This is a genomic window from Corynebacterium sphenisci DSM 44792, assembly GCF_001941505.1.
GTDB classification, from domain to species: domain Bacteria; phylum Actinomycetota; class Actinomycetes; order Mycobacteriales; family Mycobacteriaceae; genus Corynebacterium; species Corynebacterium sphenisci.
In genome coordinates, this window is sequence record NZ_CP009248.1 from 1,953,621 (window position 1) to 1,973,598 (window position 19,978).

General features: G+C 74.5%; 13 protein-coding genes and 1 tRNA gene. 9 read left to right on the forward strand and 5 right to left on the reverse strand.

What is annotated here, in order from left to right; translation table 11 throughout:
- Positions 1 to 94: 94 nt before the first annotated feature.
- The 4 genes from CSPHI_RS08855 to CSPHI_RS08870 form a co-directional block, all read right to left on the reverse strand.
- On the reverse strand, positions 95 to 913 hold the full coding sequence (locus CSPHI_RS08855) for a lytic murein transglycosylase (RefSeq protein ID WP_075692620.1): 819 nt from the start codon (positions 911 to 913) through the stop codon (positions 95 to 97).
- 60 nt (positions 914 to 973) lie between these two features.
- Entirely contained in the window at positions 974 to 2,071 is a 1,098-nt protein-coding gene (locus tag CSPHI_RS08860; protein ID WP_075692621.1) for a MazG nucleotide pyrophosphohydrolase domain-containing protein, read from the reverse strand.
- Positions 2,072 to 2,073: 2 nt separating this feature from the next.
- Positions 2,074 to 5,853 carry a transcription-repair coupling factor gene (mfd, locus tag CSPHI_RS08865; protein WP_084210339.1) on the reverse strand — a complete coding sequence of 1,260 codons (3,780 nt, stop codon included), beginning with the start codon at positions 5,851 to 5,853 and terminating at the stop codon, positions 2,074 to 2,076.
- A 64-nt stretch (positions 5,854 to 5,917) separates the two neighbouring features.
- Positions 5,918 to 6,628, reverse strand: a complete 711-nt coding sequence (locus CSPHI_RS08870; RefSeq protein WP_075693944.1) for a TetR/AcrR family transcriptional regulator — start codon at positions 6,626 to 6,628, stop codon at positions 5,918 to 5,920.
- An 80-nt stretch (positions 6,629 to 6,708) separates the two neighbouring features.
- Between CSPHI_RS08870 and CSPHI_RS08875 the strand changes: the two genes are divergently transcribed.
- From CSPHI_RS08875 to pth, 6 genes are all read left to right on the forward strand, one after another.
- Positions 6,709 to 6,779, forward strand: a tRNA-Gln gene (locus tag CSPHI_RS08875).
- 104 nt (positions 6,780 to 6,883) lie between these two features.
- Positions 6,884 to 8,131, forward strand: a complete 1,248-nt coding sequence (locus CSPHI_RS08880) for an MFS transporter (RefSeq protein ID WP_075693946.1) — start codon at positions 6,884 to 6,886, stop codon at positions 8,129 to 8,131.
- Positions 8,132 to 8,184: 53 nt separating this feature from the next.
- The gene (glmU, locus tag CSPHI_RS08885; protein ID WP_211274704.1) at positions 8,185 to 9,699 is read left to right on the forward strand and encodes a bifunctional UDP-N-acetylglucosamine diphosphorylase/glucosamine-1-phosphate N-acetyltransferase GlmU; all 1,515 of its coding nucleotides are present in this window, start codon (positions 8,185 to 8,187) and stop codon (positions 9,697 to 9,699) included.
- Positions 9,696 to 10,673: a ribose-phosphate diphosphokinase gene (locus CSPHI_RS08890; RefSeq protein ID WP_075692625.1), complete on the forward strand. Its 978-nt coding sequence runs from the start codon at positions 9,696 to 9,698 to the stop codon at positions 10,671 to 10,673. Before glmU ends, CSPHI_RS08890 begins: the two co-directional genes overlap by 4 nt.
- Before the next feature lie 275 nt (positions 10,674 to 10,948).
- Positions 10,949 to 11,602 (forward strand): 50S ribosomal protein L25/general stress protein Ctc, encoded by a 654-nt coding sequence (locus CSPHI_RS08895; protein WP_075692627.1) that lies wholly within the window; start codon positions 10,949 to 10,951, stop codon positions 11,600 to 11,602.
- A gap of 106 nt (positions 11,603 to 11,708) precedes the next feature.
- Complete coding sequence (gene pth / locus CSPHI_RS08900) at positions 11,709 to 12,317, forward strand: aminoacyl-tRNA hydrolase (RefSeq protein WP_075692629.1); 609 nt, start codon at positions 11,709 to 11,711, stop codon at positions 12,315 to 12,317.
- A 75-nt stretch (positions 12,318 to 12,392) separates the two neighbouring features.
- Here pth and CSPHI_RS08905 read toward each other — a convergent pair whose 3' ends face one another.
- Entirely contained in the window at positions 12,393 to 13,916 is a 1,524-nt protein-coding gene (locus CSPHI_RS08905; RefSeq protein ID WP_084210340.1) for a glyceraldehyde-3-phosphate dehydrogenase, read from the reverse strand.
- Positions 13,917 to 14,148: 232 nt separating this feature from the next.
- Here CSPHI_RS08905 and CSPHI_RS08910 point away from each other — a divergent pair, with 232 nt between their 5' ends.
- From CSPHI_RS08910 to CSPHI_RS08920, 3 genes are all read left to right on the forward strand, one after another.
- Positions 14,149 to 15,783, forward strand: coding sequence for a peptide chain release factor 3 (locus tag CSPHI_RS08910; protein WP_075692630.1), 1,635 nt, complete (start codon positions 14,149 to 14,151; stop codon positions 15,781 to 15,783).
- 186 nt (positions 15,784 to 15,969) lie between these two features.
- Positions 15,970 to 17,853 (forward strand): AMP-dependent synthetase/ligase, encoded by a 1,884-nt coding sequence (locus CSPHI_RS08915; protein ID WP_075692632.1) that lies wholly within the window; start codon positions 15,970 to 15,972, stop codon positions 17,851 to 17,853.
- Between the two features lie 172 nt (positions 17,854 to 18,025).
- Entirely contained in the window at positions 18,026 to 19,942 is a 1,917-nt protein-coding gene (locus tag CSPHI_RS08920) for an AMP-dependent synthetase/ligase (RefSeq protein ID WP_075692634.1), read from the forward strand.
- The last annotated feature ends 36 nt before the right edge of the window (positions 19,943 to 19,978 follow it).

Genomic DNA, 19,978 nt, shown 5'->3' on the forward strand with positions numbered 1-19,978 from the left:
GCCCGCCGCCGGGCCGGCGCGGGCCCCGGGCACCATGGGCTAACGGTGTCACCCGCAGTGTCGGCGGCGCCCCGGGGGCCCCGCCGGGGCGGGCTCAGGCGGGCTGGTTCAGGGCGTAGTTCGCCGCGGCGTCGCGCACGTCGATGATGTACTGCGCGGACTGGTTGTAGGCCCCGATCGCCGCGGTCCAGCCCTCCGGGGTGGCCAGATCGCGCTCCCCGGAGCACAGCAGCCGGACCGCCGCCGCGGCGGCGTCGTCGATCTGCTGCGGGTCGGCCACCCCGTCGCCGGAGGCGTCCACCCCGTACCTCGCCCAGGACTCCGGGATGAACTGCAGCGGGCCCACCGCCCGGTCCCAGTCCGGGTCGCCGTCGAGCCTGCCGCCGTCGGTGTCCGGGATCTCCGCCAGGCCCGGTCCGCCGTCCAGCGGCACCCCGATGATCGGCGGTTCGGCGACCCCGTCGGCGCGCAGCCCGGAGCGGTTGAACCAGTCCCCGTTGTAGGTGCCGTGCCGGCTCTCCACCCAGCCCAGGCCGGCGAGGGTGTTCCAGCGCAGGTTGCACTGGGGGAACTCGAGGCCGGCGCGGACCTCGGCGAGGCCGTAGGCGCGCAGCGCCTGCTCCGGGATCCCGGTGGCCGCGGCGATCGGCGCCGCCCACTGGGCGAGCTGCGCGGCGGGCCGGCCGGGGGCGTCGACGTCGACGCTCAGCGCCCGCTCCGCGGCCTTCGGGGGGACGTCATCGGGGATCGGCTGCCGGGTGAAGGGCACCCCGGAGGGGCCGCCGAGCATGGTCATGGCCCCGATCAGGGCGATGAGCGCGAGCACGGCCGCCGAGGTCAGGGTCAGCAGGCCGCAGCCGGAGGAGCCGCGGCGGCGGGCGGCCGGCGGGCGGGGGCGGGCGGATTCGGGCACGGGGTCACATCCTACGGGGCGGGCGCGGGCGCCGGGGCACCGCGGCCCCGCCGGGCCGGGTCAGTCCCGCCCGGGCTCCGGGGCGGCCGCGCCGGGGCCGGCCGCGGTCCAGGCCTCGTCCACGGCGGCGTCGGCGACCCCGGCGGACTCGTAGCCGGCGGACTCGGCGTCCTCGGCCGCCGCGGCGGCGTCCCCGGCCCGGCGGTCCGCCGGCTCCTCCCCCGCATCCTCCGGGGCCTCCTCGGCCGCGGCATCGGCCGCGGTGGCGTCCCCGTCGCCGGCGGCGGGTTCGAAGGTGGCCAGGAAGACCCGGGCGGCGTGCCGGGTGCGCGCCTCGGCGCCGTCGTCGAGCTCCAGGCCCGGGGTCGGGCAGAGCAGCTCATTGGGGATGTCGGAGTCGCTGAGCCCGGCGGCGCGGGCCCGGCGGATGACCTCCTCGGCCAGCGCCAGGGCGGGCAGCCCCCGGGCCGGCTCGGCGCGCGGGCCGACCCGGCCGGCGGCCCAGGTCCGCTCCTGCTCGGCCACCGGCACCTGCCCCTCCCCCGCCTCGAAGAGGTAGGGGGCGCGCCGGCGCAGCTTCGCGACGAAGGCGTCGGCGACGTCCTCGATGTCGAAGCCCTCGGCGATCTCGGCGTGGAAGAGCACCTGCAGCAGCAGATCGGACAGCTCCCCCAGGATGTCCCCGCCGTCCTCGACGGCGTCGATGAACTCGTGGGTCTCCTCGATGAGATGCGGCAGCAGGTTGCGGTGCGTGCGCCCGGCCTCCCACTCCCCGCGGCGCCGGGCGCGGGCCATCAGCTCCACGGCCTCGGCCAGCCGGGGCAGCGGCGGGGCGTTCTCGCCGAGCGGATCGGCGGGGTCCACCACCGGCTGCGGCGGCTCCTGCGCCGCCGGGGCCGGGGCGGCCCCGGCGCCCTCGGCGAACTCCACCGCGATCCGGGGCTCCCCGCGCTCCACCCGGGCGCGAACCTCCTCATTGTCCGGGTCGGTGGTGACCAGCACCTCCGCATCGCTCACCGAATGCCCGCCGGCGTCGGCGATCGCCCACCGCACCCGGATCGGCACCTCCTCGGTGTAGCTGACCTCGCCGGCCAGCAGCCCGGCCGCCTGCAGCGGCACGGCGGTGGGGAATCGGGGATCCAGCTCGATGATGGCCATCGTCAGTCCTTTCCGCCGGCGCGGCGCGCCGGTCGCCCTGTTCCGCCCTCAACATTGCCACGTCCACCACCGCGACGGTGGGCGCCGCCCCGGTCGGGTGCCGGGCGGTTCCGCCCGCCCCGCCCGGCGGCCGGGTCCGCGGCGGGCGGCTCCGCGGCACCGCCGGTGACGTCCATCGCCGGGATCCCCGCCATCGCGGTGAGGAAATCGGCCACCCACTGCACCAGGGCGACGTCGCGCACCGGCCGCGCCGCCGGGCCGCGGCCGGACCTCGGCTGCGGCAGGGTGACCGTCCCGGAGGCCGCCCGGTAGGTCGACCCCGGGTGCAGCCGGCGCAGCCGCACCTGCTTGGAGTCCGCCAGCTGCATCGGGGACACCGCGATGTGCTTGCCGGCCGCGGAGATCTCGCGCACCCCGAATTCGCGGCAGATGATCCGCAGCCGGGCCATCGCCGCGAGCCGCTGCACCTCCACCGGCGGCGGCCCGTACCGGTCGGCGAGCTCCTCGAGTACCCGATCCACCTCGTCCAGGCCCCGGGCCTCGGCGAATTTCCGGTAGCCCTCCAGGCGCAGCCGCTCCGCGGCGACGTAGTCCGGCGGGATGTTCGCGTCCACCGGCAGATCCACCCGCACCTCGGCGGGCTCCTCCGCGGAGCCGTCCACGGCCTCCCCGTCGGCGGCGGCCTTCAGGGCGCGCACCGCCTCCCCGACCAGGCGCACGTACATGTCGAAGCCCACCCCGGCGATGTGCCCGGACTGCTCGGCGCCGAGGATGGAACCGGCCCCGCGCATCTCCAGGTCCTTCATCGCGACCGCCATGCCCGCGCCGAGCTCGTTGTTCGCCGCGATCGTGGACAGCCGCCCGTAGGAGGCCTCGGTGAGGGTGTGCTCCGCCGGGTACAGGAAATAGGCGTAGGCGCGCTCCCGGCTGCGCCCCACCCGGCCGCGCAGCTGGTGCAGCTGGGACAGGCCCATATGGTGCGCGTCCTCCACGATGAGGGTGTTCGCATTGGCGATGTCCAGGCCGGTCTCCACGATGGTGGTGCACACCAGCACGTCGTACTCCCGGTCCCAGAAGCCCTGCACGGTGCGCTCCAGCTGCTCCTCCGGCATCTGCCCGTGCGCGACCACCACCCGCGCCTCCGGCACCAGGTCCCGGATCCGCTTCGCCGCGGCGTCGATGGTGCGCACCCGGTTGTGCAGGTAGAACACCTGGCCCTCGCGCAGCAGCTCCCGGCGGATCGCGGCGGCGACCTGCTTACCGGAGTAGGCGCCGACGTAGGTGAGCACCGGGTGCCGGTCCTCCGGCGGGGTGAGGATCTGGCTCATCTCCCGGATCCCGGCCATGGACATCTCCAGGGTGCGCGGGATCGGGGTCGCGGACATGGTGAGCACGTCCACGCTGTGCCGCAGCGCGGTGATGTGCTCCTTGTGCTCCACCCCGAAGCGCTGCTCCTCGTCGACGATCACCAGGCCCAGGTTCTTCCAGGTCACCCCGGTCTGCAGCAGCCGGTGGGTGCCGATGACGATGTCGACCTCCCCGGAGGCCAGGCCGGCGAGGGTCTCCTTGGCCTCCTTGGCGGGGGTGAACCGGGACAGGCCCCGGATGGTGGTGCCGAACTCCTCCATCCGCTCGGTGAAGGTGGCCATGTGCTGCTGGGCGAGCAGCGTGGTGGGCACCAGCACCGCCACCTGGCGGCCGTCCTGCACCGCCTTGAAGGCCGCGCGCACCGCCACCTCGGTCTTGCCGTAGCCGACGTCGCCGATGAGCACCCGGTCCATCGGGGTGGGCGCCTCCATGTCCGCCTTGATCTCGGAGATGGCGCGCAGCTGGTCCTCGGTCTCCACGAAGGGGAAGGCGTCCTCCAGCTCATGCTGCCAGGGCGAATCGGGGGCGAAGGCGTGGCCGGGGGCGGCCTTGCGCTCGGCGTAGAGCTTCACCAGCTCCCCGGCGATTTCGCGCACCGCCCCGCGGGCCCGCCGCTTGGTGGCCTTCCAGTCCGAGCCGCCCATCCGGGACAGGGTCGGGGTCTCCCCGCCGACGTAGCGGCTGAGCAGGTCCAGGCTCTCCATCGGCACGAAGAGCTGATCCGGGGGCCCGCCGCGGCGGGAGGGCGCGTACTCCAGCACCACGTACTCGCGGCGGGCCCGCTCCGCCCCGGAGCCGATGGTGCGCTCGGTGAGCTTGACGAAGCGGCCGATGCCGTGGGTGTCGTGCACCACGAAATCCCCGGCCTCCAGGGCCAGCGGGTCCACCCGGTTGCGGCGCTTGGCGGGGCCGCGGGTGCGGCCCGCGGCGGCGGTGACCCGATTGCCGGTGAGATCCGCCTCGGCGAGCACGGTCAGCGGGCCGCCGGCGGTGCGCGGGAAGACCAGCCCACCGTGGTTGACCCCCCGGTAGACGGTCACCCGGCCGGGTTCGGGCTCCTCCGGGCCGGTGGCCACCCGGCAGGGCAGCCCGGCCTCCCGGAAGCGCTCCGCCTGCCGGCGCACCCCCGCCGGGGTGGCCGCGAGATAGGCCACCCGGGCGCCCTCGGCGAGCCGGTGGCGCAGCCCGGACATCATCTCCCCGATCGCGGCGAGGTCCCCGCGCGGGCGGGGGGCGGGCTCGAAGCGCAGCGGCAGGATCTCCGTGTCCGCGACCGCGCCGAGCATGCCCTCCGGGGCGAAGCCCCACCAGGGCCCGGGCGCGGCGGCGCGCACCTGGTCCAGGTCCCGGTAGGCGGTGGCGGCCAGGGCGTCGTCGGCCACCGGGGCGGCGGCCCCCATCGCCGCGGACTCCCAGGCCGCGGCGAGGAACTCCTCCCCGGTGGCGATGAGATCCGCGGCCCGGGAGCGGATCCGCTCCGGGGCGAGCAGCAGGGTGTGCGCGCCGGCGGGCATCAGCTCCGGCAGGGTGGCCAGCGGCACCTCGCTGAGCAGCGGGATGAGCGCCTCCATGCCCTCCACCCACTGGCCCTCCCCGATCCGGGTGAGCATCTCCTGCACGTCCCCGGAGCGCCGGGCGGCCAGGTCCGCGGCTCGGGCGCGCACGCCGGCGTCGAGCAGCAGCGCGCGCACCGGGTAGACCTCGGCGACCTCGACCCGCTCCTCCTCGATGGTGCGCTGATCGCCGACACTGAACAGCCGCAGATCGGTGATCTCGTCGCCCCACAGCTCCACCCGCACCGGGTTGTCCATGGTGCCGGGGAAGACGTCGACGATCCCGCCGCGCACCGCGAACTGGCCGCGCCGGCCGACCATGTCGGCGTGGGAGTAGCCCAGCTCCGCCAGCTTCTCGGCGAGATCGGGCACCTCGGCGCCCTCGGCGAGGCGGATCGGCGCCACCCGGTCGTCGAGGATCGGCTGCACCAGGGAGCGGGTCGCGGCGACCACCACGTCGAGGCCCCCGGCGCGCAGCCGGTGCAGCACCCGGCGGCGCCGGGCGACGGTGTCCACCGCCGGGGAGAGCCGCTCATGGGGCAGCGTCTCCCAGGAGGGGAACAGCGCCACCCGCTCGCCGAGCAGCCCGGCCAGGGCGGCGGCGAGCTCCTCGGCCTCCCGTCCGGTGGCGGTCACCGCGAGCACCGGGGCGGCGCCGGCGAGCGCGGCGACGAGGAAGGGCCGCAGCTCCTCGGGGCCGGTGAGGTGCAGCTCGGCCTCGCCGAGGTGGCGCAGCACCCCCCTCAGCTGCGGTTCGGTGGCCACCACCCGGGCCAGCCCGCCCAGTGGGGCGGCGGCGTCGGGGCGGGCGGGGGCTGCGGCTGCGGTGGGGTCGGGATCGGCGGCGTCGGGGGCGGTCACGTCCGGGCAGTCTACTTGGCCCCCCGGGCCCGGGGACGGGCCGGTGGCGGCCCCGGCGCGGGCCTCAGCCCGCGGCCGGGTCCCCGGGCCCGGGCTCCGCCCCGGCGGCGATCGCCTCGGCCGGGTCGGCGGACTCCCCGGCGCCCAGGCGCACCCCCTCCCCGGCCACCGGGGCGGGCACCTCCCGGCGCAGCCGGGGCTCGGCCTCCATCCCGGCCAGCCCGTTCCACAGCAGGTTGACGATGTGCGCGGCGACGGTCTCCTTGTCCGGGGCGGTCTCCGCGCTGCCCTGCTCCAGCCACCACTGGGCGGTCTGCGAGACCATGCCCACCATCGCCTGGGAGTACAGCGTCGCCGGGGAGGGGTCCAGCCCGGCGCGGGTGAAGGCGGCGCCGAGGATATGCGACACCCGGGAGGTGGCGTTGCCCAGCAGGGTGGCGAAGCCCTCCTTCGTCGCCGGGTCCCGGGCGACGATGGTGAACCCGTCGGGGTGCTCCTCGACGTAGGTGAGCAGGGCCAGCACCGCCCGCTCGATCCGCAGCCGGGCCCGGCCCAGGGACATCGCCCCGGCGATCACCGCCTCCAGGCGCTCCATCTCCTCGGCGACCACCGCATCGTAGAAGCCCTCCTTGGAGCCGAAATGCTCGTACACCACCGGTTTGGACACCCCGGCGCGGGCGGCGAGCTCCTCCATGGACACCCCGTCCGGGCCGAGTCGGGCGAAGGCGGTGCAGCCGACGTCGAGAAGCTGGCGGCGGCGCTCGGCGGTGCTCATCCGGCGGCGGGCGGGGGTGCTCATGAAACCCCACTGTATCGGCTACCATCGGCGCGTGGCCGCGGCACCGCCGCCGACGATCCCCCGTGGTGTAATGGCAACACTCCTGATTTTGGTTCAGGCATTCCAGGTTCGAGTCCTGGCGGGGGAGCGCCCGCCGCACGGTCCGCGCGCCGAGGACGGCACCAGGTTGACGCGGGAAGGACGGGCGCGATGGGCGCGGACGGAGGGCACGGGGACGACGGGGCGGCGGGCATGGATCCCGACGTCCGGCGGGCGATTCCGGCGAACACCCGGCGGCTGGTCGCCGCCCAGGGGCTGCAATCGGCCGGGGACCAGGTGGTGGACGCGAAGACGGTGCTGCCCTGGCTGCTGCACGCCCTGGGCGCCCCCGGGTTCATGCTCGGCCTGCTGGTGCCGATCCGCGAATCCGGCTCCATGCTGCCGCAGGCGGCGCTGACCCCCTGGGTGCGCGCCCAGCCCCGGCGCAAGCGGGTGTGGCTCATCGGGGCGCTCACCCAGGCGGCGATGGCCGCGGTGATCGCCCTCGCCGCGGCGGCGGCCACCGGGCCGGCGGCCGGCGCCCTGGTGCTGCTCGGCCTGGCCGGGTTCTCCCTGGGCCGTTCGCTGTGCTCGATCGGCTCCAAGGACATCCAGGGCCGGGTGATCCCCAAGGGCCGGCGGGGCCGGGTCAGCGGGGTGTCCACCATGGTCGGCGGCGTCGCCGCGATCACCGTCGGCGCCGCGGTGCGCGTCCTCGGCGGGGCCGGCCGGCTCACCGAGGCGGATCTGGAGTGGCTGATCGGGGCGGCGGCGCTGGCCTGGGTGGCCGGGGCGGTGATCTTCGCCCGGATCGCGGAACCGGCCACCGCCCCCGAGGATCCGGGCGCCGGCCCCGGCTGGCTGCGCGAATCGGTGGACCTGCTGCGCGAGGACCGGCCCTTCCGGCGCTTCGTCGTGGTGCGCGCCCTGCTGCTGGTCTCCGCCCTGGCCCCGGCCTTCCTGGTGGCCCTGGCCGCCCGGGGCGGGGCGGGCCTGGGCGGGCTGGGCACCTTCCTCATCGCCTCCGGGGCGGCGTCCATCATCGGCGGCCGGATCGCCGGGCGGCTCTCCGACCGCTCCTCCCGGCGGGCGATGATCCTCGGTGCCGCCGCGGCCTCGGCGGTGATCCTGGCCGCCCTGGCGCTGGCCCGGCTCGCCCCGGGCGCGGCCGGCTGGGCGCTGCCGGCGACCTACTTCCTGCTCGCGCTGACCCACACCGAGATCCGGGTGGCCCGGAAAACCTACGTGGTGGACATGGCCACCGGGGACCGGCGCACCGCGTACGTGGCGGTGGGCAACACCGCCATGGGCGCGATCCTGCTGCTCACCGGCGTGATCTCGGGTGCCCTGGCGCATATCGGGGTCGAGTGGGCGCTGCTCCTGCTCGCCGCGATGGGCCTGGCCGGGGTGGCCGCCGCCCGCGCGCTGCCCGAGGTGTCCCGGCCGGGGGCGGGCGGCTGAGGCGGTACCCTCATCCCCGACGGACGATCCCAGCCCGCATGAGGAGATGGATGATGAACCCCGACTCGGCCACCGCGGTGGTGGTCCTGGCCGCCGGCCAGGGCACCCGGATGCGCTCGGCCACCCCGAAGGTCCTGCACGAGGTCGCCGGGCGGAGCATGCTGGCGCACGCCCTGCACGCCGCCCGCGACGCCGGCGCCGACCGGATCGCGGTGGTCGTGGGGCATGCCCGGGAGCGGGTGGAGGCCGGGGTGCGCGCCTGGGCGGAGTCGGCGGGGCTGGCCCCGGAGGCGGTGGACATCGCCCACCAGGAGCAGCAGAACGGCACCGGGCACGCGGTGCAGTGCGCCTTCACCGCCCTGGACCGGGCCGCCGAGTTCGCCGGCACCGTGGTGGTGACCACCTCCGATGTGCCGATGCTGAACGGCGCCACGCTGCGCGCCCTGCTCGCCGAGCACGAGCGGGCGCCGAAGGCGGCGGTGACCGTGCTCACCGCCACCGTCGCCGACCCGCACGGCTACGGCCGGATCCTGCGCACCGCCGACGGGGAGGTCACCGGGATCGTTGAGGAGAAGGACGCCGATGAGCGGCAGCGGGAGATCACCGAGATCAACTCCGGGGTGTACGCCTTCGACTCCGCGACGCTGCGCCGGGCGCTGACCCTGCTGGACACCGACAACGCCCAGGGCGAGCTCTACCTCACCGACGTCATCGGCATCGCCCGGGAGCTGGGCCGCACCGCCCGCGGGCACCGCCTCGACGATCCCTGGCTGGTCGCCGGGGTCAACGACCGGGTGCAGCTGGCCGCCGTCGGCGCGGAGCTGAACCGCCGGCTGTGCGAGGAGGCGATGCGCGCCGGGGCGACCATCGTGGACCCGGCGACGACCTGGCTGGGCATGGACGTCGAACTCGGCCGGGACGTCACCGTGCTGCCCGGGGTGCAGCTGGCCGGGCGCACCCGGGTGGCCGAGGGGGCGGTCATCGGCCCGGACTCCACCCTGGTCGACGTCGAGGTCGGCGAGGGCGCCACGGTGGCGCGCACCCACGCCCGGGAGTCCCGGATCGGCGCCGATGCGGAGGTGGGCCCCTTCACCTACCTGCGGCCGGGCACCGTGCTCGGCCCGCGCGGCAAGCTCGGCGGTTTCGTGGAGGCGAAGAACGCCCAGGTGGGGGCGGGCTCGAAGGTGCCGCACCTGACCTACATCGGCGACGCCGAGGTCGGCGAGGAGTCCAATATCGGCGCCTCCAGCGTGTTCGTCAACTACGACGGGGTGCGCAAGCACCGCACCCGGATCGGCTCCCATGTGCGCACCGGCTCGGACACCATGTTCATCGCCCCGGTGACGGTCGGTGACGGCGCGTATTCCGGGGCGGGTACTGTGATCAAGGACGATGTCCCCCCCGGTGCGCTGGCCGTCAGCGCGGGCAGGCAGCGGAATATCGAGGGATGGGTCCAGCGGAAGCGGCCGGGCACCCCGGCCGCGGAGGCTGCGGCGGCCGCCGGCGGCGCCGGCGAGGCCGCGCCGAACCCCACCGTTGACGACGAGGAAGGCCAAGACTGCCGATGACCGGCCAGTGGATCGACAACCAGAAGAACCTGATGCTCTTCTCCGGGCGGGCGCACCCGGATCTGGGCGAGGCGGTGGCCCGGGAGCTGGGGGTGCGGCTGACCCCGACCACCGCCCGGGACTTCGCCAACGGGGAGACCTTCATCCGCTTCGAGGAGTCCGTGCGCGGCTGCGACGCCTTCGTGCTGCAGGCGCACCCGGCCCCGCTGAACAAGTGGCTGATGGAGCAGCTCATCATGATCGACGCGCTCAAGCGCGGGTCGGCGAAGCGGATCACCGCGATCCTGCCCTTCTTCCCCTACGCCCGGCAGGACAAGAAGCACCGCGGCCGGGAGCCCATCTCCGCCCGCCTGGTCGCCGACCTGCTGAAGACCGCCGGCGCGGACCGGATCGTCAGCGTGGATCTGCACACCGACCAGATCCAGGGCTTCTTCGACGGCCCGGTGGATCACATGCACGCGATGCCGATCCTCTCCGACTACATCAAGGACAAGTACTCCATGGAGAACCTGTGCGTGGTGTCCCCGGACGCCGGCCGGGTGAAGGTCTCCGAGAAGTGGGCGAACACCCTGGGGGATGTGCCGCTGGCGTTCATCCACAAGACCCGCTCCGTGGACGTGGCCAACGAGATCGTGGCCAACCGGGTGGTCGGCGACGTCGACGGCCGGGTGTGCCTGCTCATCGACGACATGATCGACACCGGCGGCACCATCGCCGGGGCGGTGAAGGTGCTGCGCGCCGCCGGGGCGAAGGACGTCATCATCGCCACCACGCACGGGGTGTTCTCCGGGCCGGCCGCGGAGCGGCTCTCCGGCTGCGGGGCCAAGGAGGTCATCACCACCGACACCCTGCCGCAGAGCACCGAGGGCTGGGACAACCTCACCGTGCTGCCGATCGCGCCGCTGCTGGCGAAGACCATCCACGAGATCTTCGAGAACGGCTCGGTGACCACCCTCTTCGAGGGCCAGGCCTAGCCGCCGCCGAGGCACCCGCACCGGACCCGGCCACCGCGCGGTGGCCGGGTCCGCCCCTGCCCGCGCCTCCCGGGGGCGATTTCCCCGCCGCACCCGCCCGCGGGTAGGATGCGGTGCGTTATGTCTCGGCGAGGGCGGCCGGGCGCGCGGCGGGTCCCCGCCGCACCCGGCCCCGTTATCGACGCGACGCGCCGCCGCCGGCGCCCCCCAGGGGCCGCCGCGGGCGCCGAAGTGGTCGACTCCCGGGTCCCGACAGAGCGAACAAGGAGTCAGACATGGCCAAGAAGCCCAACATCACCAGCCTGTCGGTGCGCGCGCGCACCGAGTTCGGCAAGGGCGCCGCCCGCCGGCTGCGCCGCGACGGGTCCATCCCCGCCGTCATCTACGGCACCAACCTGGACGCCCCGATCCACATCGCCATGGACGTGCTGGAGTTCAACGCGGTGATCCGCAACTACGGCATCAACGCGATCATCGAGTTCGACGTCGAGGGCGAGAAGCAGCTGTCCATGGTCAAGGCCGTGGATCAGAACCCGATCACCATGGAGTTCGACCACGTCGACCTGCTGGCGATCAAGCGTGGCGAGAAGGTCGAGGTCGAGGTGCCGGTCGTGCACGTCGGCGAGGCCGCCCCGAACACCCTGGTCATGCAGGACGCGGACTCCATCCTGGTGCTCGCCCCGGTGCTGGCCATCCCCGAGGAGATCGAGGTCTCCGTGGAGGGCCTGGAGGAGGGCACCCAGATCTCCGCCGGCGAGATCACCCTGCCGGAGGGCCTGGAGCTGGCCGACGACGCCGATCTGCTCATCTTCAACATCGTGGAGCCGGAGGAGGACCCGGCCGGCGACGTCGACGCCGACATCGAGGGCATGGGCGAGGACGAGCTGCCCGACGAGCCCGCCGAGGGCGAGGGCGAGGCGGCGGAGTAGCCCCTCCCCCGCCCGGACCGCCGGCGGGCCACCGGCCCGCCGCCCCGACCGGCCCCGCCGCACCCGCATGGGCGCGGCGGGGCCGGTCTATGCGATCATGGCCGGCATGCCAGCAAGCGACTCCCCCCTCCTCGTGGTGGGCCTGGGCAACCCGGGCCCGAAGTACGCCGGCACCCGGCACAACATCGGCCACCTGGTGCTCGATGAGCTCGCCGGGCGGGCCGACCCGATGCCGGCGTCCTTCTCCGCGCACCGGCGCTCCAACGCCGAGATCGCGCGGATCCGCCGGCGGCTGCCCGACGGCGGCGAGCGGGCGCTGATCCTGGCCAAGCCGCGCAGCTACATGAACCTCTCCGGCGGCCCGGTGGCCGCCCTGGCCCGCTTCTTCAAGATCGACCCCGCCGGGATCATCGTGGTGCACGATGAGCTGGACCTGGACCCGGGCGTGGTGCGGCTCAAACGCGGCGGCGGCGAGGGCGGGCACAACGGGCTGCGCTCCACCTCGAAGGCCCTGGGCACCCGCGACTACCTGCGGGTGCGGGTGGGCATCGGCCGGCCGCCGGGGCGGATGGACCCGGCCGACTACGTGCTGCGCGAACCCCCGGCGCGGGAGCGCGAGGAGTTCGCGCTCGCCGTGGCCGAGGCCGCCGACGCGGTGGAGGCGCTGGTCGACCTCGGCCTGACCGGGGCGCAGAACCGGGTGCACGGCCGCTAGGCCGCCCCGGGGATCGGCGGCGGCCGGCGCCCCGCCGGTGCGGCGGGGGCGCCGGCCGGCGGGCCGGGGCGGGGCCTAGAGCTCCTCGAGGTGCTTGCGCTTGGGCAGCACGATCGGCCGGGCCCCGGCGATCTCCTCGACGATCCGGACCACCTGGTTGGAGTAGCCGAACTCGTTGTCGTACCAGACGTAGAGCACCAGGTGCCGGCCGGCGGCGATGGTCGCCAGGCCGTCCACGATGCCGGTGTGCGTGGTGCCGATGAAGTCGCTGGAGACCACCTCCGGGGAGTGGATGTAGTCGATCTGCTGGCGCAGCACCGAGCGCAGCGACACCTCCCGGATGTAGTCGTTGACCTCCTCGCGGGTGACCTCGCGCTCCAGGGTGAGGTTGAGCACCGCCATGGACACGTCCGGGGTGGGCACCCGGATCGCGTTGCCGGTGAGCTTGCCCTCGAACTCGGGCAGCGCCTTGGCCACCGCCTTCGCCGCCCCGGTCTCGGTGAGCACCATGTTCAGCGTCGCCGCCCGGCCGCGGCGCGAGCCCCGGTGGAAGTTGTCGATCAGGTTCTGGTCGTTGGTGAAGGAGTGCACCGTCTCCACGTGGCCGTGCGCCACCCCCCACTTGTCGTTGACCACCTTGAGCACCGGGGTGATCCCGTTGGTGGTGCAGCTCGCCGCGGAGAGGATCCGGTCGGCGTCGGTGATCCCCTTGTGGTTGATCCCGTAGACGATGTTCTTCACGTCGCCCTTGCCCGGGGCGGTGAGCAGCACCCGGGCCACCCCGGTGGCCCGCAGATGCTGCTCCAGCCCCGCCCGGTCGCGCCAGCGGCCGGTGTTGTCCACCACCACCGCGTCGTCGATGCCGTAGGCGGTGTAGTCCACCGTCGCCGGGTCATCGGAGTAGATCACCTGGATCGGGGTGCCGTTGGCCCAGATCACGTTGTTCTCCCGGTCCACCGAGATGGTGCCGTCGAAGGCGCCGTGCACCGAGTCCCGGCGCAGCAGGGAGGCGCGTTTGACGATGTCGTCCTCGGCGCCCTGGCGCACCACGATGGCGCGCAGCACCGGGCCGTTGTGGTCGGCCTGCCGGGTGAGCAGAATCCGGGCCAGCAGCCGGCCGATCCGGCCGAAGCCGTAGAGCACCACGTCGGTCTTCGGGGTCTCCTCGTTGCGGCCGATGACCTCGGCGAGTTCGGCGTCGAGGAAGGCGCGCAGATCCCCGCCGACCTCCTCGTGCCGGGTGGCCAGGGTGCCCAGGTCGATGGAGGCGGTGCCCAGGTCCATCTCCACCAGCTGCTCCAGGATCGGCAGGGTCTGCGCCAGCGGCAGCTCCTCGTTGATGATCCGGCGGGCGTAGCGGTGCGACTTGATGATCCCGGTCTCGGTGACGTTCTCCAGCCGGCGGCCGAAGATGGAGGTCACCACGTTGCGCTCCCGGCGCAGCCGGCCCAGCAGCGGGATCATCGCCTCGGCCAGCGCGATCCGCTCGTTCCAGTCGGCGTCGGTGATCGGCGCGGACACCCCGGCGGCGTGGGTGCCGCGGATGTCGTCGGCGTCGGCCGGATCGGTGGATTCGGGGTGCGGGCTGTCGACGGTCATGGATCCTCCATCGTCTGCGGCGCCGGCGAAGGTCGCCGGCGGGGGTGGGCTGGTGGCGGCGTCCGCGGTCACCGCGGACGGCTCACCCCCGAAAGTAGCCGCTTGCGCCCCCTCCGCGCCGCCGGGGCCCCCGAAGGGGCGGCCCCCGCGCCCGGCCCGGGGCGGCGCGGGGCGGGCGCGCCGCGGCGGTATCCTTGACCGGCACCGACCACGGAAGGAAGCCGATCCCCCCATGTCCTCCCCCGCCGCCGAGGCCGCCCGCCGCCGCACCTTCGCGGTCATCGCCCACCCGGACGCCGGCAAGTCCACGCTCACCGAGGCGCTGGCGCTGCATGCGCACGTCATCGCCGAGGCCGGCGCGGTGCACGGCAAATCCGGGCGCAAGGCCACCGTCTCGGACTGGATGGAGATGGAGCAGGACCGGGGCATCTCGGTGGCCTCCTCGGCGCTGCAGTTCGAGTACGCCCCGGCCGGCCACGTCGGCGAGCCCTACGTGATCAACCTGGTGGACACCCCCGGCCACGCGGACTTCTCCGAGGACACCTACCGGGTGCTCACCGCCGTGGACGCGGCGGTGATGCTCGTCGACGGGGCCAAGGGCCTGGAGCCGCAGACCCTGAAGCTGTTCCGGGTGTGCAAGACCAACGGGATCCCGATCATCACCGTGATCAACAAATGGGACCGGCCGGGCAAGGCGCCGCTGGAGCTGATGGACGAGATCGTCGCCGAGATCGGGCTGCAGCCCACCCCCCTGTACTGGCCGGTGGGCGAGGCCGGGGACTTCCGGGGGCTGCTGCACCGTGGCGAGGGCGGGGCCGCCCGGGGGTTCATCCGCTTCGAGCGCACCGCCGGCGGCTCCACCATCGCCGGGGAGACCCACCTGGACCCGGCGGCCGCGGCCGCGGAGCAGGGCGCGGCCTGGGAGACCGCGGCCGAGGAATCCGAGCTGCTCTCCGCCGACAGCGCCGACCACGACCAGGAGATGTACCTGGCCGGGGACACCTCCCCGGTGATCTTCGCCTCCGCGATGCTCAACTGGGGGGTGCACCAGATCCTGGACACCCTCTGCGAGCTCGCCCCGGCACCGGGGCCGCGGGCCGCGGACCCGGCGGCGCTGGCCGCCGCGACCAGCGCCATGGACGACTCCCGCGCCCCCGGCGACGACTTCTCCGGGGTGGTGTTCAAGGTGCAGGCCGGGATGGACGCGCACCACCGGGACAAGCTGGCCTTCCTGCGGGTGGTCTCCGGGGCCTTCGACCGGGGCATGCAGGTCACCCACGCCCAGTCCGGGCGCAGCTTCTCCACCAAGTACGCGCTCACCGTGTTCGGGCGCACCCGGGCCACCGTGGACACCGCCTACCCGGGCGACATCGTCGGCCTGGTCAACGCCGGGGCGCTGGCCCCCGGGGACACCCTGTACGCGGGCCGGCGGGTGCAGTACCCGCCGATGCCGCAGTTCGCCCCGGAGCATTTCCGCACCCTGCGGGCGAAGTCGCTGGGCAGCTACAAGCAGTTCCGCAAGGCCATCGAGCAGCTCGACGCCGAGGGCGTGGTGCAGATCCTGCGCAACGACGCCCGCGGCGAGGCCGCCCCGGTGATGGCCGCGGTCGGCCCGATGCAGTTCGAGGTGATGCAGGCCCGGATGGCCGGGGAGTACAACGTGGAGACGGTCACCGAGCCGATCCCCTACTCGGTGGCCCGGCGCACCGACGAGGCCTCCGCGCCGGGGCTGGCCCGGCAGCGCGGGGTGGAGATCTTCCACCGCTCCGACGGGGCGATCATCGCCCTGTTCGGGGACAAGTGGAAGCTGTCCTTCATCGAGAAGGAGCATCCCGAGTTCACCCTGGAGACCCTGGTCGCCGACTGAGTCGCGCCGCCGACCGGGGCGGGCGGCGGCGGGCGGATAGGTTTTTCGGCGAAACCCGTTCCCCACGGATAGCACCGAGGCTATGATGTGGCTCACACCCCGGACGGGTCCGCGGCCGACGGCGCCGATGGCGCCGCGGTGGCCCGCGGAACCGCGATGGACCACCGACCGAGAAGCCGAGGCCGCATGAGCGCCGTCTACCCCGAGCCGAACCGCTACCGCCGACCCGAGGACGAGCCCATCGACGGCTCCGTCCTGGATGATGATCCCGGCACCGTCACCGCCCAGATCGCCCGGCGGATCGGCAAGACCCCCCACCTGACCGCCTTCCGCTCCCCCGACGGCGCCGGCGGCTGGCTCACCCGCACCTGGGCCGAATTCGGCGAGGAGCTCCGGCTCGTCGCCGCGGGCCTGGCCGAGCTCGGCGTGCACCGCGGCGACCGGGTCTCCCTGCTCTCCGGCACCCGCTACGAGTGGGTGCTCGCCGACGCCGGGATCATCCACGCCGGGGCGGCGACCTCCCCGCTGTACCCCACCTCCATCCCGGACGAGATCCGGCACATCATCAACGACTCCGGGGCCCGGGTGGTCTTCGCCGAGGACGCCGCCCAGCTGGCCCGGCTCACCGCGATCGCCGACCGGCTGCCCGAGGTCTCCGACGTGGTGATCCTCGACGACGAGCCGGGCGCGGCGGACCCGGGGGCGCATTGGCGGGTGCGCACCCTGACCGGGCTGCGCGAGCTCGGCGCCGCCGCGCTCGCCGCGGACCCGGATCTGGTGCAGCGCCGGGTGGCGGCGCTGACCCCCGCGGATCTGCGCAGCCTGATGTACACCTCCGGCACCACCGGCGCCCCGAAGGGGGTGCGCCTGCCGCACAGCTGCATGTCCTTCGAGGGGGCGGTGACCCGCACCCTGGACCTCATCGCGGAGGGCGAGGTGCACTACCTGTGGCTGCCGCTGAGCCACGCCTTCGGCCAGGTCCTGGTCGCCGCCTCGATCCAGTTCGGGGCGGAGACCGTCATCGACGGCGACCCGGAGCACCTGATGGCGAACCTGCCGGAGTTCCGGCCGGTGTTCCTCGCCTCGGTGCCCAGGGTGCTGGAGAAGGTGCACGCCGGCGTCGGCGCGGCGATGGGCGAGGCCGGCGGGGTGAAGGCCGCGCTGTACCGCTGGGCGATCGACGTCGGGCACCGGCACTGGGCGCACCGGGTCGCCGGCACCGAGCCCCCGCTGACCCTGCGGCTGCGGCACCGCCTCGCCGATCGCCTGGTCTTCGCCAAGATCCGGGAGCGCTTCGGCGGCCGGGTGCGCGCGGTGATGAGCGGCGCCGCCCCGCTGGGCGAGGAGATCGCCACCTGGTTCGCCGCCATCGGGATGCCGGTGCTGGAGGGCTGGGGAATGACCGAATGCGGGGCCGCGGCCACCGTGAACCGGATGTGGGCCTGGCGGGCCGGCACCGTGGGCTGGCCCTTCCCCGGCACCGAGCTGCGGATCGCCGAGGACGGGGAGGTGCTGCTGCGCGGCCCGCATGTGATGGAGGGCTACCACGGGCTGCCGGAGGCCACCGCGGAGGCCATCGACGCCGAGGGCTGGCTGCACACCGGCGACGTCGGCGAGCTCGACGAGCGCGGCTTCCTGCGGATCACCGACCGGAAGAAGCAGCTGTTCAAGACCTCCACCGGCAAATACGTCGCCCCGGGCCGGATCGAGGCCGGCCTCGGCGCGAGCTGCCCCTACGTGGCGCAGGCGATCGTCGGCGGGGCGGGCGAGAAGTTCGTCTCCGCGCTGATCACCCTCGACGAGCCGGCGGTGCGGGACTGGGCCGCCGCCCACGGCGTGGCCGGCGACACCCTCGCCCACCTCGCCGCCGCCGACGAGGTCCGGGAGCTCATCGGCGGCTACGTCGACGAGCTCAACGGGACCCTCTCCCCCTGGGAGCGGATCGGCCGCTTCACCATCATCGACCGGGAGTTCTCCATCGAGGCCGGGGAGCTCACGCCGACGATGAAGCTGCGCCGGCGCACCATCATGGAGAACTTCGGGCACCTGCTCGAGGCGCACTACCGCTGAGCCGCCGGGGCGGCGCCCCGCGTTCGGGGGCCCGTCCGGGGGTTCCGCCCCCGCCGGGGCGGCCGGGACGCTAACCTACGCAACCGTAGCCACGGTCCGGATCACCGGAGCATCCGGCGGTGCCGCGGTCCCCGCGGCCCCGCCCGGGGCCGTGCCAGGAGAAGGCGAGGACATGCAGCGCACCCGACCCGAACCCAACCGGATCCACCGCCCCGAGGATGAGCCGGTGAACCTGGCCCCGATCTCCGATCCGGAGCTGACCGTGGTCAAGCAGATCCGGCACCGGGTGGCCGACACCCCGGACCGGATCGGGATCCGCTTCCGGGTGGACGGCCCCGGGGAGCCGGCCCGCTGGGCCACCCGCACCTGGGGCGAGTTCGGCGCCGAGGCCCATGCGGTGGCCGCCGGGCTGGTGGACGCCGGGGTGGGCTTCGGCGACCGGGTGGCGATCCTGGCCGGCACCGGCTACCCGTGGATGCTCGCCGACGCCGGGGTGATGCTCGCCGGGGCGGCGACCACCCCGCTCTACCCCACCGTGATCGACGCCGAGCTGGTGCACATCCTCGGCGATTCGGCAGCCGAGGTGGTGTTCGCCGAGGACACCCGGCATCTGGAGGCCCTGGCCGCGCACGCCGGGCAGCTGCCCCGGGTGCGCGAGATCATCATGCTCGGCGGGGCCGGGGCGCTGGCCGGGGAGGCGGCCGCCGCCGCGGTGACGGCCACCCCGGCCCGGGTGCGCACCTTCGAGGAGCTCATCGCCCGCGGCCGGCGGGTGCACGCCGCGGACCCGGAGCTGGTCGCCGCCCGCGCCGACCGGGTGCGGCCCGCGGATCTGTGCACCCTGCTCTACACCTCGGGCACCACCGGGCTGCCCAAGGGGGTGCGGCTGTCCCACCGGGCCGCCGCCTACCAGGGCGCGGCCACCGACACCATGGGCTTCGTCAACCCGGGGGACGCGAAGTACCTGTGGCTGCCCATGTCGCACGCCTTCGGCAAGGCGCTCATCGGCGCCTGCCTGCACAACGGCACCGACACCACCATCGACGGCGACCCCGCCCACCTGCTGGAGAACCTGCCGGTGGCCCGGCCGCACTTCATCGCCGCGGTGCCCCGGCTGCTGGAGAAGATCCGGGCCGGGGTGGATTCGGCGATGGCGGAGGCCGGCGGGGTGAAGGCGCTGCTCTACCGCCGGGCGATCGCGGTCGGCGGCGAATACTGGCGGCGCACCGTGGCCGGGGAGCCGATCGGGGCGGTGCTGCGGCTGCGCATGGCGCTCGCCGACCGGCTGGTGTTCGCCAGGATCCGGGAGCGCTTCGGCGGCCGGCTGCGCACCATCATGTGCGGGGCGGCCCCGCTGTCGACGGAGGTGGCGGACTGGTTCGCGGCGGTGGGCCTGCCGGTCTACGAGGGCTACGGGCTCAGCGAATGCGGGGGCGCGGCCACCGCGAACCGGATCGGCGCCTGGCGGGCGGGCACCGTGGGCTGGCCGATGCCGGGCACCGAGATGCGCTGCGCCGACGACGGGGAGGTGCTCATCCGCGGCGGCGGGGTGATGGACGGCTACCACGGGCTGCCGGAGGCCACCGCGGCGGCCTTCGACGAGGGGGGCTGGCTGCGCACCGGGGACATCGGCGAATTCGACGAGCGCGGCTTCCTGCGGATCACCGACCGGAAGAAGGAGCTGTTCAAGACCTCGGTGGGCAAGTACGTCGCCCCGGCGAAGATCGAGGCCGCCTTCGGGGCGCTGTGCCCGTACAGCACCCAGCTGGTGGTCGACGGGCCGGGCCGGAAGTTCGTCTCCGCGCTGGTCGCCCTCGACGAGGAGGCGATCCGGGACTGGGCGGCGGCCAACGGCCTGGGGGATCTGGATCTGCCCGCGCTGGCCGCCCGGGAGGAGGTGCGCGGGCTCATCGCCGGCTACGTGGAGCGGCTCAACGCCGGCCTGGCGCACTGGGAGCAGGTGCACCGCTTCACGATCCTGGACCGGGAGCTGTCCATCGAGCGCGGGGAGGTCACCCCGACGCTGAAGCTGCGCCGCCGGGTGATCCTGGAGAACTTCCGGGAGCTGCTCGACGCGCACTACCGCTGACCCGCCGCCGCCCCGCCCCCGCCGCCGGCCCCGGCG

Excerpts from the sequence above, each read along its gene's own strand:
- CSPHI_RS08860 (WP_075692621.1), bottom strand. The coding sequence starts at position 2,071 with ATGGCCATCATCGAGCTGGATCCCCGATTCCCCACCGCCGTGCCGCTG.
- CSPHI_RS08870 (WP_075693944.1), bottom strand. The coding sequence starts at position 6,628 with ATGAGCACCGCCGAGCGCCGCCGCCAGCTTCTCGACGTCGGCTGCACC.
- CSPHI_RS08880 (WP_075693946.1), top strand. The coding sequence starts at position 6,884 with ATGGATCCCGACGTCCGGCGGGCGATTCCGGCGAACACCCGGCGGCTG.
- glmU (WP_211274704.1), top strand. The coding sequence starts at position 8,185 with ATGAACCCCGACTCGGCCACCGCGGTGGTGGTCCTGGCCGCCGGCCAG.
- CSPHI_RS08890 (WP_075692625.1), top strand. The coding sequence starts at position 9,696 with ATGACCGGCCAGTGGATCGACAACCAGAAGAACCTGATGCTCTTCTCC.
- CSPHI_RS08895 (WP_075692627.1), top strand. The coding sequence starts at position 10,949 with ATGGCCAAGAAGCCCAACATCACCAGCCTGTCGGTGCGCGCGCGCACC.
- pth (WP_075692629.1), top strand. The coding sequence starts at position 11,709 with ATGCCAGCAAGCGACTCCCCCCTCCTCGTGGTGGGCCTGGGCAACCCG.
- CSPHI_RS08905 (WP_084210340.1), bottom strand. The coding sequence starts at position 13,916 with ATGACCGTCGACAGCCCGCACCCCGAATCCACCGATCCGGCCGACGCC.
- CSPHI_RS08910 (WP_075692630.1), top strand. The coding sequence starts at position 14,149 with ATGTCCTCCCCCGCCGCCGAGGCCGCCCGCCGCCGCACCTTCGCGGTC.
- CSPHI_RS08915 (WP_075692632.1), top strand. The coding sequence starts at position 15,970 with ATGAGCGCCGTCTACCCCGAGCCGAACCGCTACCGCCGACCCGAGGAC.
- CSPHI_RS08920 (WP_075692634.1), top strand. The coding sequence starts at position 18,026 with ATGCAGCGCACCCGACCCGAACCCAACCGGATCCACCGCCCCGAGGAT.